At 66.1% G+C, this 13,937-nt stretch carries 14 protein-coding genes; 3 read left to right on the top strand and 11 right to left on the bottom strand.

Going from position 1 to position 13,937, the window contains the following annotated elements; genetic code table 11:
* Positions 1–106 precede the first annotated feature (106 nt).
* Positions 107–2,407, bottom strand: a complete 2,301-nt coding sequence (locus ACEVQ6_RS08240) for a Tex family protein (RefSeq protein ID WP_374888457.1) — start codon at positions 2,405–2,407, stop codon at positions 107–109.
* Between the two features lie 272 nt (positions 2,408–2,679).
* Between ACEVQ6_RS08240 and ACEVQ6_RS08235 the strand changes: the two genes are divergently transcribed.
* Positions 2,680–3,501: a DUF2865 domain-containing protein gene (locus ACEVQ6_RS08235; RefSeq protein ID WP_374888456.1), complete on the top strand. Its 822-nt coding sequence runs from the start codon at positions 2,680–2,682 to the stop codon at positions 3,499–3,501.
* Positions 3,502–3,505: 4 nt separating this feature from the next.
* On the opposite strand, the gene ACEVQ6_RS08230 is transcribed toward ACEVQ6_RS08235, so the two are convergent.
* From ACEVQ6_RS08230 to rpoZ, 8 genes are all read right to left on the bottom strand, one after another.
* The gene (locus ACEVQ6_RS08230; RefSeq protein ID WP_374888455.1) at positions 3,506–4,507 is read right to left on the bottom strand and encodes a glutathione S-transferase family protein; all 1,002 of its coding nucleotides are present in this window, start codon (positions 4,505–4,507) and stop codon (positions 3,506–3,508) included.
* Positions 4,508–4,636: 129 nt separating this feature from the next.
* Entirely contained in the window at positions 4,637–5,572 is a 936-nt protein-coding gene (gene era / locus ACEVQ6_RS08225) for a GTPase Era (RefSeq protein ID WP_374888454.1), read from the bottom strand.
* A gap of 16 nt (positions 5,573–5,588) precedes the next feature.
* Positions 5,589–6,302 carry a ribonuclease III gene (rnc, locus tag ACEVQ6_RS08220; protein ID WP_374888453.1) on the bottom strand — a complete coding sequence of 238 codons (714 nt, stop codon included), beginning with the start codon at positions 6,300–6,302 and terminating at the stop codon, positions 5,589–5,591.
* Positions 6,302–7,045 (bottom strand): signal peptidase I, encoded by a 744-nt coding sequence (gene lepB, locus ACEVQ6_RS08215; RefSeq protein WP_374888452.1) that lies wholly within the window; start codon positions 7,043–7,045, stop codon positions 6,302–6,304. Before lepB ends, rnc begins: the two co-directional genes overlap by 1 nt.
* A gap of 133 nt (positions 7,046–7,178) precedes the next feature.
* Positions 7,179–7,598: a holo-ACP synthase gene (acpS, locus tag ACEVQ6_RS08210; protein ID WP_374888451.1), complete on the bottom strand. Its 420-nt coding sequence runs from the start codon at positions 7,596–7,598 to the stop codon at positions 7,179–7,181.
* Positions 7,599–7,840: 242 nt separating this feature from the next.
* Positions 7,841–7,993 (bottom strand): DUF3563 family protein, encoded by a 153-nt coding sequence (locus tag ACEVQ6_RS08205; protein ID WP_374888450.1) that lies wholly within the window; start codon positions 7,991–7,993, stop codon positions 7,841–7,843.
* Between the two features lie 197 nt (positions 7,994–8,190).
* A complete protein-coding gene (locus ACEVQ6_RS08200) occupies positions 8,191–10,410 on the bottom strand; it encodes a RelA/SpoT family protein (protein ID WP_374888449.1) in 2,220 nt (739 codons plus the stop codon).
* 101 nt (positions 10,411–10,511) lie between these two features.
* Entirely contained in the window at positions 10,512–10,919 is a 408-nt protein-coding gene (rpoZ, locus tag ACEVQ6_RS08195) for a DNA-directed RNA polymerase subunit omega (protein WP_374888448.1), read from the bottom strand.
* 495 nt (positions 10,920–11,414) lie between these two features.
* On the opposite strand from rpoZ, the gene ACEVQ6_RS08190 reads away from it, so the two are divergent.
* Together ACEVQ6_RS08190 and ACEVQ6_RS08185 are read left to right on the top strand one after the other, a co-directional pair.
* Positions 11,415–11,993, top strand: coding sequence for a LabA-like NYN domain-containing protein (locus ACEVQ6_RS08190; protein ID WP_374888447.1), 579 nt, complete (start codon positions 11,415–11,417; stop codon positions 11,991–11,993).
* A gap of 120 nt (positions 11,994–12,113) precedes the next feature.
* Complete coding sequence (locus tag ACEVQ6_RS08185) at positions 12,114–12,452, top strand: hypothetical protein (RefSeq protein ID WP_374888446.1); 339 nt, start codon at positions 12,114–12,116, stop codon at positions 12,450–12,452.
* A 37-nt stretch (positions 12,453–12,489) separates the two neighbouring features.
* Here the strand turns inward: ACEVQ6_RS08185 and smpB are convergent, their stop codons facing one another.
* Both smpB and dapA read right to left on the bottom strand, forming a co-directional pair.
* Entirely contained in the window at positions 12,490–12,969 is a 480-nt protein-coding gene (gene smpB / locus ACEVQ6_RS08180; RefSeq protein WP_374888445.1) for an SsrA-binding protein SmpB, read from the bottom strand.
* Positions 12,969–13,853, bottom strand: coding sequence for a 4-hydroxy-tetrahydrodipicolinate synthase (dapA, locus tag ACEVQ6_RS08175; RefSeq protein ID WP_374888444.1), 885 nt, complete (start codon positions 13,851–13,853; stop codon positions 12,969–12,971). The genes smpB and dapA overlap by 1 nt, the downstream gene beginning before the upstream one ends.
* Positions 13,854–13,937 lie beyond the last annotated feature (84 nt).

The raw sequence follows: 13,937 nt of genomic DNA, 5'->3' as shown, positions 1-13,937 counted from the left end.
GGCCGCCTTTCACCGCGACGGAAAGCGTGCCGCGAGCCGGGTTCGCCGCGCAGGCTCCAAGCGTCTGTCTTGACGCGTGACGTTCCTGCGCGACATGGTTTGTGGCTCACTTCTTGCGCATCGCCTCGGCGAGTGCCGCACCGAAAGCACCCTGACTCTGCGGCTGGGGCTTCTGCTGGGGGGCGCGCGCCTGCGACCGTTCCTGCGGCCTGCCGCCCGGCGCCCTGCCCTGCTCCGCGCCACTGTCCTTGCGCATGGAGAGGCCGATGCGCTTGCGGGGAACGTCCACCTCGGTGACGCGCACCTTGACCACGTCGCCGGCCTTGACGACCTCGTGCGGGTCCTTGACGAAGCGGTCGGCGAGCTGGGAGACGTGCACCAGCCCGTCCTGATGCACGCCGATGTCGACGAAGGCGCCGAAGGCGGCGACATTGGTCACCGTGCCCTCGAGCAGCATGCCGGGCTTCAGGTCCTTGATGTCGTCGATGCCGTCGGCGAAGGTCGCCGTCCTAAAACTCGGGCGGGGGTCGCGGCCGGGCTTTTCCAGTTCCGACAGAATGTCCTTGACCGTCGGCAGGCCGAAGCGCTCGTCAACGAAGGTCTGCGGATCGAGCCTCTTCAACGCGGCGCTGTCGCCCATCAGCGCGCGCAGGTCGCGCCCGCAGGCCTCGACGATCCGGCGGGCGACGCCATAGGCCTCGGGATGCACCGAGGAGGCGTCGAGCGGCTCCTTGCCGTTCGGGATGCGCAGGAAGCCGGCGCACTGCTCGAAGGTGCGGGCGCCGAGGCGCGGCACCTTCAAAAGCTCCTTGCGTGCGCCGAAAGGCCCGGTCGCGTCGCGATAGGCGACGATCGCCTCGGCCGACGACCTGCCGAGGCCGGAGACGCGGGCGAGCAGCGGCGCGGAGGCGGTGTTGAGGTCGACGCCGACGGCGTTCACCGCGTCCTCCACCACCGCGTCGAGCGAGCGGCCGAGATGGCCCTGGTCGACATCGTGCTGGTACTGGCCGACGCCGATCGACTTCGGCTCGATCTTGACGAGCTCGGCGAGCGGATCCTGCAGGCGGCGGGCGATCGACACGGCGCCGCGCAGCGAGACGTCGAGGCCGGGAAATTCGGCCGCCGCGGTTTCGGAGGCGGAGTAGACGGAGGCGCCGGCCTCCGAGACGATCACCTTGGTTGGCTTCGGAGCGGGAAGCTGCGCCAGCATGTCGGCGACGAGCTTTTCCGTTTCCCGGCTGCCGGTGCCGTTGCCGATGGCGATCAGTTCCACCTTATGCTTGCGGATGAGGCCCGCCAGCTCCGCCTGCGTGCCGCGCACGTCGTTTCGCGGCGGGAAGGGATAGACGGTGGCGGTTTCGAGGAGCTTGCCGGTGCCGTCGACGACGGCGACCTTGACGCCGGTGCGGATGCCGGGATCGAGCCCCATGGTCGGGCGCGAGCCGGCGGGCGCGGCGAGCAGCAGATCCTTGAGGTTGCGGGCAAAGACGCCGATCGCCTCCTGCTCGGCCCGCTCGCGCAGCTCGCGGATGAGATCGAGCGACAGCGACAGCGACAGCTTCACCCGCCAGGTCCAGCCGATCACCTCCATCAGCCAGAGGTCGCCCGGCGCCTTGCCGATCGCGTAGGCCGCAGCGATGATCCGCTCCACCGGCCGGACCGGCGCGGGATCGTCGAGGTCGACCGTCAGGTCGACGGAAAGAAACTCCTCGTTCCAGCCGCGCAGCATGGCGAGCGCCCGGTGGCCGGGCACGCCGGACCAGCGCTCGGTATGGTCGAAATAGTCGGAAAACTTGGCGCCCGCCTCCTGCTTGCCCTCGACGACCTTCGAACGGATCATCGCGACGGAGCGCATGTGGGTACGCAGGCGGCCGAGCAGGTCGGCATTCTCGGCGATGCCCTCTGCGACGATGTCGCGGGCGCCCTCGAGCGCCGCCTTGACGTCGGCGACCTCGGCCGTGAGGAAGGCCTTGGCGCGCTCGGCCGGTGCGACGCTGCGGTCGGCGAGGATCGCCTCGGCGAGCGGCCCGAGGCCGCGCTCGCGGGCGATCTCCGCCTTGGTGCGCCGCTTCGGCTTGTAGGGAAGATAGATGTCTTCCAGCTCCGCCTTGGTGGCGACGGCGGCGATCTTCTGTTCAAGCTCGTCCGTCAGCTTGCCCTGCGTGCGGATCGAATCAAGGATCGACGCGCGGCGGGCCTCCAGTTCGCGCAGATAGACGAGGCGTTCGGAAAGAGTGCGAAGCTGGGTGTCGTCGAGCCCGCCGGTCACTTCCTTGCGGTAGCGGGCGATGAAGGGCACGGTCGCGCCCTCGTCGATCAGGCCGATCGCCGCCGTCACCTGCGCGGGCGTCGCCTTGATCTCCGCCGCGATGAGGACGGGAATGGATTTGGACGGGATCGGGGGCATGGGCAATTCCGGTTTCTGTCGAAAGGCGTCGGACCATAGATAGGCGCTCGGATAAGGCCAAGGCAAGGCGAAGGCGTGGCCCGGCCGGTCCACAGCTTTGCGGTTTACCATTTGTAAAGATCCACGCGAATGCCACTGGCCAATGCGCACCGCCCGGCTGTATAGCTGCCACACGATCCTGACGAGACCATGAGTTGCAGGGCCGCGCAAGACACTGCGCGCCATGGCTGCGTGTGCGTGACGAAGGATGTGATGAGGCGGGAGAGATGACGATGACCGGTATTGCCTTGCGCATGGCGATCCTCGCGGGCGCGCTCGTCGCGCTGGCCGGTACGGCAAAGGCGGAGACCTGCCGCGGCGTGGGCCTCGACGGCGCGTCGCAGGCGCTCGTCCGCCAGATCGCGGCGATCCGGGCGAGTTCCGCAAGACGAGGCTGCACCGGCGCCGAGGACGGACTTTTCTCCGCCTGCCGCGACATCAACCGGCGGCTGGCGGCGGCCGAGCGCGCGCTCTCGGCGGTGTCGCCGGCCGCCGACTGCGCAGCCGTCGCGAGCGCGCAGACGCCGAAGCGCGGGCCCGGCGACGGCGTGCCGGCAGCCCGCGGCAAGATCCAGACCATGTGCGTGCGCCTGTCCGACGGCTACTATTTTCCCTCGCCCAATTCCGGCTACGGCAGCGCCCGCGACGAAACGCTGATCGCCGCCCAGTGCCGGCTGATCTGCGATACGCAGGACATGGAAGTGTTCCGCGTCGACGGCATCGACCGGACGAGCGAGAGCATGACCTCGCTTGCGACGGGGCGCCGCTACGCCGACCTGCCGACGGCCGGCGCCTATCGCGCCGCCTCGCCCGTCAAGCGCTGCGACACGGCCCGCTACTACCGCCAGGCCGCCGAGATCATCGCCCGCTCGACGAAGGAGAGGCGGAAGGAGCCGGCCGTGACCAGCGAGGCGGAAGCCGACCTCGCGGCGAGCGCGCCCGCCATCGACGCGACGGTGACGACCGGCGGCCTGATGCAGACGGCCCTGCGCGGCCGCCTCGACGTGCCGCGCAAGGTGCGCCTGGTCGGGCCGAGCTTCTTTCCGGCCGAGTGATCGTTCAGGGCCGGACGGTCACGCCCTCGCCGGCAAGCGCCCCGCGGCCGTGCGGCGTATCATAGTCGACCAGCGGTCCGAGCGGCACGATGCCCGTCGGGTTGATGTGGCGGATGCCGTAATAGCCGCGCTTGATGTGGTCGATGCGGACCGAGGCGCGGATGCCGGGCCACTGGTAGATCTCGCGCAGATAGCCGGGCAGATGGGCATAGTCCTCGATCCTGCGGATGTTGCACTTGAAGGCGCCATGATAGGCGGCGTCGAAGCGGATCAGCGTGACGAACAGGCGCAGATCCGCCTCGGTCAGCCGCGTGCCGGCAAGATAGCGGTTTTCGCCGAGATGGGCGTCGAGCATGTCGAGCGTCTTGAAGAGCCGGGTGACGGCCTCCTCATAGGCGGCTTGCGTCTTGGCAAAGCCGGCCCGGTAGACGCCGTTGTTGACCGTCTCGTAGATTGGCGCGTTCCAATGGTCGATGACGTCCTTGAGGTCGGCGGGATAGAAATCCAGCCGGTTGCCGCCGATCCCGTCGAAGGCCCCGTTGAGGATGCGGATGATGTCGGCCGATTCGTTGTTGACGATGACGCCCTCCCGCATGTCCCAGAGCACCGGCACGGAGACCTTGCCGGTATAATGCGGCTCCGAGGCGGTGTAGAGCTCGTGCTGGTAGCGGATCGCGCCGACGCGCGCGCCGGCGAATTGCGGCTCGGCATATTCCCAGCCGTTCTCGCCGAGCTCGGGCTCGGACACCGAGAGGCCGACGATCCCGTCGAGCCCTTTCAACGACCGCATGGCGATGGTGCGCGAGGCCCAGGGACAGAGATAGGAGACGAAGAGCCGGTAGCGGCCAGGCTCGGCCTTGACCGCCGGCTGGCCGTCCGGGCCGGGACCTCCGTCGGCGGTGATCCAGCGGCGAAAGACGGTCGGCTCGCGGTGGAAGGCGCCGTTCTTCATTTCGCTGGCGGCGACGTCGCCCTTTTCCCATTTCCCGTCGACGAGTTGCGGCATGGCGGAGGATCCCGGTCGGGCCGGCGCGCGCAGCGCGGCGGCGTTGCTGTTGTCGGGCAACGGCATCCCACGCCGGCATCATCGCGGCAAGCCGCCCAACCCTCGACAGACTGTTCAGGATCCCGACGGTCAGGAGGTTGGGAAATCGAGCCCCATCTCGCGGAAGCGCTCGGGATCGTCGCCCCAGTTCTCGCGCACCTTGACGAACAGGAAGAGATGCACCGGCTGTTCGAGGATCTCGGACAGTTCCTTGCGCGATGCCATCGAGATCGCCTTGATCGCCTCGCCATTCTTGCCGAGCGCGATCTTCTTCTGGCTGTCGCGCTCGACGTAGATGACCTGTTCGATGCGCACCGATCCGTCCTTGCGCTCCTCCCACCGCTCCGTCTCGACATGGGAGGAATAGGGAAGCTCCTGGTGCAGCCGCAGGAACAGCTTTTCGCGGGTGATCTCGGCGGCGAGCTGGCGCATCGGCAGGTCGGAGATCTGGTCTTCCGGATAATACCACGGGCCTTCGGGCAGGGTTTTCGCCAGATGGTCGAGAAGATCCTCGCAGCCCGACCCGTTGAGCGCCGAGATCATGAAGGTGCGCTCGAAGCGGATCGCCTCGTTCGCGGCCGCCGCGAGCGTCAGCAGGTCCTCGCGGGCGACCTGGTCGATCTTGTTGAGGACGAGGATCTTCGGCTGGTGGACCTCCTTCAGGCCGTCGATGATCGCCTCCGCGTCGCCCTTCAGGCCACGCTCGCTGTCGATCAGCATGAGGATGACGTCGGCGTCCTTGGCGCCGCCCCAGGCGCTCGTCACCATGGCGCGGTCGAGTCTGCGGCGCGGCTTGAAGATGCCGGGGGTGTCCATGAAGACGATCTGGGCATTGTCATGAGTGGCGATGCCGCGCACGATCGCGCGCGTCGTCTGCACCTTGTGGCTGACGATCGACACCTTGGCGCCGACCAGCCGATTGAGCAGCGTCGACTTGCCGGCATTGGTCGCGCCGATCAGCGCGACGAAACCGGAACGGGTCGGCGGCGTCTCCGCCCCGGCGATCTCTTCAGTGCTGTCCGTCATCCTCGTCCCATCCCGTTCAGGCCGAAGCCTTCTGCCAGACGCCCTCGCGCTCGAGCATGCGCGTCGCCGCCACCTGCTCGGCGGCGCGCTTCGAGCGGTCCGTTCCCGTTTCCGGCGCGAGGCCGGCGATCTCGACGGTGACGCGGAAGCGCGGATCGTGATCCGGCCCGGAGCGCTCGTCGATCCTGTATTGCGGCGCGACGCCGAATTTGGCGTGCGACCATTCCTGCAATTCCGTCTTCGCGTCCCGTCTTGCGCCGTCCGCGCGGCTGGCCCGGTCCGACCAGTGCTTGAGCACGACGGACCGCGCCGCCTCCAGCCCGCCGTCGAGATAGACGGCGGCGATCAGCGATTCCACCACGTCGGCGCGCACGTTGAGCATGTGCTTGCCCGTCAGCTTCTTCACGTCGGCGCCGGTGCGGATGAAGCGGGCGAGATCGAGCCGGTCCGCGACCGCCGCGCAGCTCTCCGCACTGACGAGCTGGTTGAGGCGCACGGAAAGCTCGCCCTCGTTCGCCGTCCGGAAGGTCTCGAACAGAAGCTCGGCGATGCACAGGCCGAGCACCCGGTCGCCGAGGAATTCGAGGCGCTCGTAGCTCGCGCCCTTCTTCGCCGCGCGCGCGCTCGAATGGGTGACGGCGCGCTCCAGCCGGGACCTGTCGCCGAAGGCATGGCCGAGCACCGCCTCGAGCTCCGCCGCCTCCTCGGCGCCGAGAGGCCGTTCGGCCATTACTCGACGACCTTGAACAGGCGGTCGTAGCGAAGATTCGCCGGCCACTTCCAGATCTCGCGGAAGGACGTGTCGCTGCCGAGCGAGAAGAAGATGATGCTGGCGCGGCCGATGAGGTTCTCCGCCGGCACGAAACCGACGTCGAAGCGGCTGTCGGCGGAGTTGTCGCGATTGTCGCCCATCATGAAGTAGTGGCCTTCGGGGACGATGAACTCGCGGGTGTTGTCGCCGCGCGAATCCGGGAACTGGTCGAGCGTGTCATAGGTCACGCCCGTGTCGAGCGTTTCGCGGAAGACGGGGACCGGCGCGCCGGTGTCGTACTGGTCGTCGGCGCGGAACTCGCCGTCGGCGATGCGCTCGACCGGCTGGTCGTTGACGTAAAGCACGCTGTTGCGCACCTGGATCCGGTCGCCGGGCAGGCCGACGAGGCGCTTGATGTAGTCGATGTCGGGGTTTGGCGGAAAGCGGAAGACGACGACGTCGCCGCGCTTCGGTTCGCTGGCAAAGATGCGGCCCTCGAAGAGATCGAGCGAGAAGGGCAGCGAGTATTTCGAATAGCCGTAGGAGAACTTGTTGACGAAGATATAGTCGCCGACGAGCAGCGTCGGCATCATCGAGCCCGACGGAATCGTGAACGGCTGGAACAGCACCGTGCGGATCACCACCGCGAGCAGCAGCGCCTGGATGATGACCTTGACGTTTTCCCAGAGGCCGCTCTGTTTCGATTCGATTTTCTCAGCCACGCTGCGTCGTTCCTTCGTGATTGCCGGGCCATCGGAATGCGCGGCCGTCCTGGTTGCGTGCCGGTCCCGTCGTCACCGGGCGTCGATCGCGTCGGTCCCCGCCGGGCCCTGCCGGCGCGCAATTTTTGATGCTCTAGCCGTTTCCCGCCAAGGGAGCAACCGGCAGGGCCTCGATTATCACGAAGGCTTGCGCGAGCGGAAAGTCGTCGGTGATGGTCAGGTGGATGACGGCGCGGTGCGCGGGCGGCAGCATCGCCTCAAGCCGCAGCGCGGCCCCGCCGGTCAGCGCGAGCGTCGGCTTGCCGCCGGGCAGATTGACGACGCCCATGTCCTTCCAGAACACGCCCTGGGACAGGCCGGTGCCGAGCGCTTTGGAGCAGGCCTCCTTGGCGGCGAACCGCTTGGCGTAGGAGGCCGCCCGGTTCTTCCGGCCGTCGGACTTGGCGACCTCGACCGGCGTGAAGACCCTGCGGGTGAAGCGCTCGCCGAAACGCTCCAGCGACTGTTCGACGCGCCTGATGTCGATCAGGTCGCTTCCGATACCGATAATCATGCGGCCTCGCGATCCGCCGGCGGCGGAGTGCGCCGGCCGGCGCCGGAGGAAACCAGTTTCGAGGACGAATGCCAAGCCCGTGCGACGGTCAAATCCGCCGTGGCCGCATCGCGCAGGCCGGCGGCAATCACACGGACCGGGGACAGGTGCGGCGTCATGGCGCACCCGATCGCGGACAACCGCATCGAAGCCATGCACTCATTGCATGGCTTTTTCTCAAAGCCTTATGGCTGTGCGTAGGCTCAGAAGCTCTTGCGGAACATGCCGCGGTCGATCTGGCGCTGACGGAACTCGAGATCGATACGATCGAGCGACCCGTTGAGATAGGCGAGTTCCCGCTCTTCGGTGCTCGGGACCTGGAGGGCGCGGGTGATTTTCTTGAGCTGCTTAAACATGACAAACCTCTTTCTTCATCTCCCGGGACAGAAGATAGGCGAGAGGCCCCTCCCCCACCAGCGCCAGAAGCTGGCGGCAGCCATGCGCCGACCGCATGACCTTCACAGCTTCGCCGCAATCTTTGCCGCCAGGATAGGCATTTGCGCCCTCGAACGGCATCGAGGGCGCCAATCATGGCGGGGATGGGGCGACGGCGTCAGTCGAAGACGCGGTTGATGCTCGAGACCGAGGGCAGTTCGCGCAGTTGCGCGATCAGGTGGTTCAGCTGGCGCAGGTCCCAGACCTCGAGATCGAGCTGCAATTCGCTGAAATCGGCGGCGACGCGCCCCATGGCGAGCGAGCGGATGTTGATATCGCTCGAGGAGACGGCCTGGGCGACCTCGGCCAGCGTTCCGGGCTCGTTCAGCGCCGTGATGGCGATCCGCGCCATGAAGCGGGTGTTGTTGGCCTGGTCGAGATCCCAGCGCATGTCGATCCAGGCATCGGTCTCGTCGTCGAACTTCTGCAAGGTCGCGGACTGGATCGGATAGATGGTGATGCCGCGGTCCTTCTCCATGATGCCGACGATCCGGTCGCCGGGGACGGCGCCGGAGGGGCTGAAGCGCACCTCGGCATTGCCCGAAAGGCCGCGGATCGGCAGCGCCTCCGGTCCCTCCGCGCCGGTCTCGGCATCGCGGCGGCGCTGCGGCAGCTTGAACACCATGCCGGTCGCCGAGGGCATGTTGAACCAGCCCTCGTCCGTATTCGGCTTCGGCGTCACCCGCTCGTCCTGGTGATCCGGATAGACGGCGCGCAGCACGTCGAGGGAGGACAGTTCGCCGCGGCCGACCAGCGCGATCGCGTCCTCCACCTCCTTCTGGCCGAGCCGGTGCAGCGACGGCTTCAGCGCCTCGCGCGAAAAGCTCTTTCCCGCCCGCTCGAAGGTGCGCTCCAGAATCCGGTGGCCGAGCCCGGCATACTGCTTGCGGATCGCGGCCCGCGTCGCCCGCCGGATCGCCGAGCGCGCCTTGCCGGTGACGACGATCTCCTCCCACGCCGGTGGGGGCACCTGAACGCCCGAGCGGATGATCTCGACCTCGTCGCCATTGGTGAGCCGCGTGACGAGCGGCATGATCCGGCCGTTGATCTTGGCGCCGACGCAGGTGTCGCCGATATTGGTGTGGACCGCGTAGGCGAAGTCGATCGGGGTGGCCCCGCGCGGCAGCGCGATCAGCTGCCCCTTCGGCGTGAAGCAGAACACCTGGTCCTGGAAAAGCTCGAGCTTGGTGTATTCAAGGAATTCTTCCGCGTTCTCGCCCTCGGCCAGCGATTCGATCGTCCGGCGCAGCCAGGAATAGGCATTCGAGCCGGGCGCCATCGAATTGGCGCCGGGAGCGGCGACGCTGTCCTTGTAGAGCGTGTGGGCGGCGATGCCGTATTCGGCGATCTCGTGCATCTGCCGGGTGCGGATCTGCAGCTCGATGCGCTGGCGCGAGGGACCGACGATCGTCGTGTGGATCGACTGGTAGTCGTTCTGCTTCGGCGTCGAGATATAGTCCTTGAAACGCCCGGGAACCACGCGCCAGCGCGTGTGGACGATGCCGAGCGCGCGGTAGCAGGCGGGAATGTCCTCGACGAGGATGCGGAAGCCCCAGACGTCGGAGAGCTGCTCGAAGGACAGCGACTTCGACTGCATCTTGCGGAAGACGGAATAGGGCTTCTTCTGCCGGCCTTTCACCTGCGCGTTGACCAGCCCCTCGGCCGACAGCAGCTCGCGCAGCTCGTCCTCGATCTTCTTGACGAGGCCTTCGTTCACCGTCGAAAGCTCGGCGAGCTTGCGGGTGACCGTCTCGAAGGCTTCCGGATTGATATGGCGGAAGGACAGGTTCTCCAGTTCCTCGCGCATGTCCTGCATGCCCATGCGGCCGGCGAGCGGCGCATAGATGTCCATCGTCTCCTCGGAGATGCGCTTGCGTTTCTCGGCCGACATGTGGTCGAGGGTGCGCATGTTGTGCAGCCGGTCGGCGAGCTTGACCATCAGCACGCGCACGTCGTCGGAGATCGCGAGCAGCAGCTTGCGCAGGTTTTCCGCCTGCTTCGCCTTCTTGGTGACGAGGTCGAGCTTGCGGATCTTGGTCAGCCCCTCGACCAGCGCGCCGATGTCCTCGCCGAAAAGATCGTCAATCTCGGCGCGCGTCGCCGTCGTGTCCTCGATCGTGTCGTGCAGCAGCGCGACCGCGATCGTCGATTCGTCGAGATGCATCTCGGTGAGGATCGCCGCGACCTCGAGCGGATGGGAGATGTAGGGATCGCCGCTGGCGCGCTTCTGCTGGCCGTGCTTCTGCATCGCATAGACATAGGCCTTGTTGAGCAGGGCCTCGTTGACGTCAGGCTTGTATTTCTGGACGCGCTCGACGAGCTCGTACTGACGCATCATGCTGGAGAAGCTCCGGGAAAACAAAAAGATGCGCCGATCATAGGACCGGCGCATCCTTTTGCAAAGATTTCATGGCGCAAAGGACGGCGCCGGCGTGCGGATCAGTAGTCGTCGCTCTTTTCCGGCGGCACGAGGCCCTCGATGCCGGCGAGCAGTTCTTCCTCCGACATGCGGTCGAAGGTCATCAGTTCCGGCTGGTCCTCGTCTTCGACCTGCGCGGCGTCGGCGGGAATCGCATCGCCGGCGATCAGCGAGGCGGCATCGGGCTCGGGCTCGTCGACCTCGACATGCTTCTGCAGCGAATGGATCAGGTCTTCCTTGAGATCGTCGGGCGACAACATCTCGTCGGCGATCTCGCGCAGCGCCACGACCGGGTTCTTGTCGTTGTCCCGGTCGACGGTTATGGCCGCGCCCTGGGAAATCAGGCGGGCGCGATGACTTGCCAGGAGCACGAGCTCGAAGCGGTTGTCGACCTTGTCGATGCAGTCTTCTACCGTGACGCGGGCCATGGTCAGTCCTCTCGTGTGAAGCGGTCGCAAGGCGGAATAAAGTTCCGCAGCGGCGCATTGGCGCAGTTGAATTGTTCCGGAAGGCAGCATAGCGTACTTGCGTCGCCAAACCTGTGGTCCAGATACGTAGGCCGGCGATACTATCAAACCGGGTGAATTTCAAGGTCTCCGTCAAAACCAGGTGGAGTTCCGTCAGCCGGGAACGTCTCTCAACACCGGACGAAACCCCGGAAGGAACAACGCCCATGCCGGCATCGAGCGCCGAGACAATGCCGGAGCCATGACCGGCATGCGTCGCAAAAGGCCGGCCGCGACGGCGCGCAACGGGTTGCCGAACCCGCAAGATCTAGCGATAGGACCGTTCAGAAAACTGGTCTATCTCATTTCGTGATCCGTGATCACATTACATGAAGAAAAGTTAATGTACGGACTTGCGTATTCCGTGTAGGAGTCGTCCGACCGCAGGTTCGTCATAATCAAAAAAAGGATAGGTCCATGTTCGACCCCCGTGAAAAAATCGCGCTTTTCATCGACGGCGCCAATCTTTACGCCGCATCGAAAAGCCTGGGTTTCGACATCGATTATCGAAAGCTGCTGAAGGCCTTCCAGAAACGCGGCTATCTGCTGCGCGCCTATTACTATACCGCGCTGATCGAGGACCAGGAATATTCCTCGATCCGCCCGCTGATCGACTGGCTGGACTACAACGGTTACAAGGTCGTCACCAAGCCGGCGAAGGAATTCACCGACAGCCTCGGCCGCCGCAAGGTCAAGGGCAACATGGACATCGAACTGGCAATCGATGCCATGGAACAGTCCGAGACGGTCGATCACCTGGTGCTTTTCTCCGGCGACGGCGATTTCACCACTCTGGTCGAAGCGTTGCAGCGCAAGGGCCGCAAGGTGTCCGTCGTCTCGACGATGGCGACCCAGCCGCCGATGATCGCCGACGACCTGCGCCGCCAGTCGGATCACTTCATCGACCTCATCACACTGAAGGCGGAAGTGGGGCGCGACCCCTCGGAGCGGGCCTCGCGCGTCGTCGAGCCGGTCCACGATACGCAGGACAACTGATCGCACGGCCCGTGCCAATGGCTTTCATTTTAATAAAATCAATGCGGTAGCAGCAATGCTGCCGCAATTTTCTTCTGCTATGCGTCAGATGTCGGAAGGCCGCGCATCAGGAGGAAACGCATGTCGGTCAATGTCATGTCGGTCAATGCCGTGTCCGGCGATCACCCGCTTTTAGCACCGCCAGCCCCGAGCGGCGGCGACGGTCATCCCCCGCGTGAGGTTCAGGCGAGCGACGGCGCCCCTCCCCCCTCGGCGCAGGACGCCTCGGCGAGGAAGGCGGCCGAGGATGCCGGGCATGCCGCGCGCCTGAAGGCGCTTGCCGAGGAAACCGGATTTGCCGCGACGGCCGCGAATACGCTGAGCGTCGCGGTGCTCGCACAGTTGCGCCCTTTCGCACCCGACGGCCCGCCGCCGGCAAAAGCAGGCTCCCTCATCGACAGGCTCTATTCGGAACTGTGACGCCCGGCCGCGCCCGTGTGGCGAGACGGCGCCTGCCTCAGCCGCGCTCGCGCAGCAGGCGGCCCTTCTGCCGGTTCCAGTCGCGCTCCTTCTCGCTCTCGCGCTTGTCGTGCAGCTTCTTGCCGCGCGCCAGCGCCAGTTCGAGCTTCGCCCGGCCCTTTTCGTTGAAATAGATCTTCAACGGCACCAGCGACATGCCGTCGCGGCTGACCGCACTCGTCAGCTTGTGGATCTCGCGCTGCGACAGAAGCAGCTTGCGGCGGCGGCGCGGCGCGTGGTTGAAGCGGTTCGCCTGGAGATATTCCGGCAGGTGGGAATTGATCAGCCAGATCTCGCCACCCTCGTTGGTGGCGTAGGATTCGGCGATGTTGGCCTTGCCGTCGCGCAGCGACTTGACCTCCGTGCCGGTCAGCACCAGACCCGCCTCGTAGGTATCGACGATCTCGTAGTTGAAGCGCGCCTTGCGGTTCTCCGCCACGATCTTGCCGACCGTCCTCTGGCTGCCCTTGGGTGCCATCAGTTCATCAATCCCGCATGCTGAAGCGCCGCGTCGATGGCCGCTTCCGTGCCCGGCTCCAGCGTCGGCAGCAGCGGCGTGCGCACCGCGCGGCTGACGCCCCGCAGCCGGTTCAGCGCGTATTTCGCCCCGCAGAGGCCGGGCTCCAGGAAGATCGCCTTGTGCAGCGGCATCAGCCTGTCCTGATAGTCGAGCGCCCGCGCGAAATCGCCGGCGAGCGTGGCGTTCTGGAATTCCGCCGACAGGCGCGGGGCGACATTGGCGGTCACCGAGATGCAGCCGACGCCGCCATGGGCGTTGAAGCCGAGCGCGGTGGCATCCTCGCCCGAAAGCTGGACGAAGTCGGGCCCACAGGCGATCCGCTGCTCGGAGACGCGCTCGATCTTGCCGGTCGCGTCCTTGACGCCGACGATGTTGGAAAAGGCCTTCGACAGCGCCCCCATCGTCTCCGGCGACATGTCGACGACGGACCGGCCGGGAATGTTGTAGATGACAATCGGCAGGCGGGTGGCGCCGGCGATCGCCGCGTAATGGGCATAAAGGCCCTTCTGCGTCGGCTTGTTGTAGTAGGGCGTCACGACGAGGACGGCATCGGCGCCGGCCTTTTCGGCGTGCTGGGCGAGTTCGATCGCCTCCCGGGTGTTGTTCGATCCGGCGCCGGCGATCACGGGCACGCGACCGGCTGCCGCCTCGATGCAGAGTTCCACCACCTTACGGTGCTCGTCATGCGACAGCGTCGGCGATTCGCCGGTCGTGCCGACCGGCACGAGGCCGTGGCTGCCCTCGGCGATCTGCCATTCGACATGGGCGACGAAAGCATCGGCATCGACGGCGCCGGTTTCCGTAAAAGGGGTGACAAGAGCGGGAATGGACCCCTTGAACATCGGACTGCTCCTGATCGCCGGCCGCAGGGTTCGCCCCATGCTTTGGCCGTATTCGCTGGTTAGGAAATCGCAGGCACCATAATG

It is taken from the genome of Ensifer soli, assembly GCF_041928815.1.
GTDB lineage: Bacteria > Pseudomonadota > Alphaproteobacteria > Rhizobiales > Rhizobiaceae > JBHFEI01.
This window is presented reverse-complemented; position numbering and strand designations above follow the sequence as displayed.

Bases quoted from the DNA above. Each gene is read 5' to 3' on its own strand.
- acpS (WP_374888451.1), bottom strand. From the start codon at position 7,598: ATGATTATCGGTATCGGAAGCGACCTGATCGACATCAGGCGCGTCGAA.
- smpB (WP_374888445.1), bottom strand. From the start codon at position 12,969: ATGGCACCCAAGGGCAGCCAGAGGACGGTCGGCAAGATCGTGGCGGAG.
- ACEVQ6_RS08205 (WP_374888450.1), bottom strand. From the start codon at position 7,993: ATGTTTAAGCAGCTCAAGAAAATCACCCGCGCCCTCCAGGTCCCGAGC.
- ACEVQ6_RS08240 (WP_374888457.1), bottom strand. From the start codon at position 2,407: ATGCCCCCGATCCCGTCCAAATCCATTCCCGTCCTCATCGCGGCGGAG.
- rpoZ (WP_374888448.1), bottom strand. From the start codon at position 10,919: ATGGCCCGCGTCACGGTAGAAGACTGCATCGACAAGGTCGACAACCGC.
- ACEVQ6_RS08235 (WP_374888456.1), top strand. From the start codon at position 2,680: ATGACCGGTATTGCCTTGCGCATGGCGATCCTCGCGGGCGCGCTCGTC.
- era (WP_374888454.1), bottom strand. From the start codon at position 5,572: ATGACGGACAGCACTGAAGAGATCGCCGGGGCGGAGACGCCGCCGACC.
- dapA (WP_374888444.1), bottom strand. From the start codon at position 13,853: ATGTTCAAGGGGTCCATTCCCGCTCTTGTCACCCCTTTTACGGAAACC.
- ACEVQ6_RS08230 (WP_374888455.1), bottom strand. From the start codon at position 4,507: ATGCCGCAACTCGTCGACGGGAAATGGGAAAAGGGCGACGTCGCCGCC.
- rnc (WP_374888453.1), bottom strand. From the start codon at position 6,302: ATGGCCGAACGGCCTCTCGGCGCCGAGGAGGCGGCGGAGCTCGAGGCG.
- ACEVQ6_RS08185 (WP_374888446.1), top strand. From the start codon at position 12,114: ATGTCGGTCAATGTCATGTCGGTCAATGCCGTGTCCGGCGATCACCCG.
- ACEVQ6_RS08190 (WP_374888447.1), top strand. From the start codon at position 11,415: ATGTTCGACCCCCGTGAAAAAATCGCGCTTTTCATCGACGGCGCCAAT.
- ACEVQ6_RS08200 (WP_374888449.1), bottom strand. From the start codon at position 10,410: ATGATGCGTCAGTACGAGCTCGTCGAGCGCGTCCAGAAATACAAGCCT.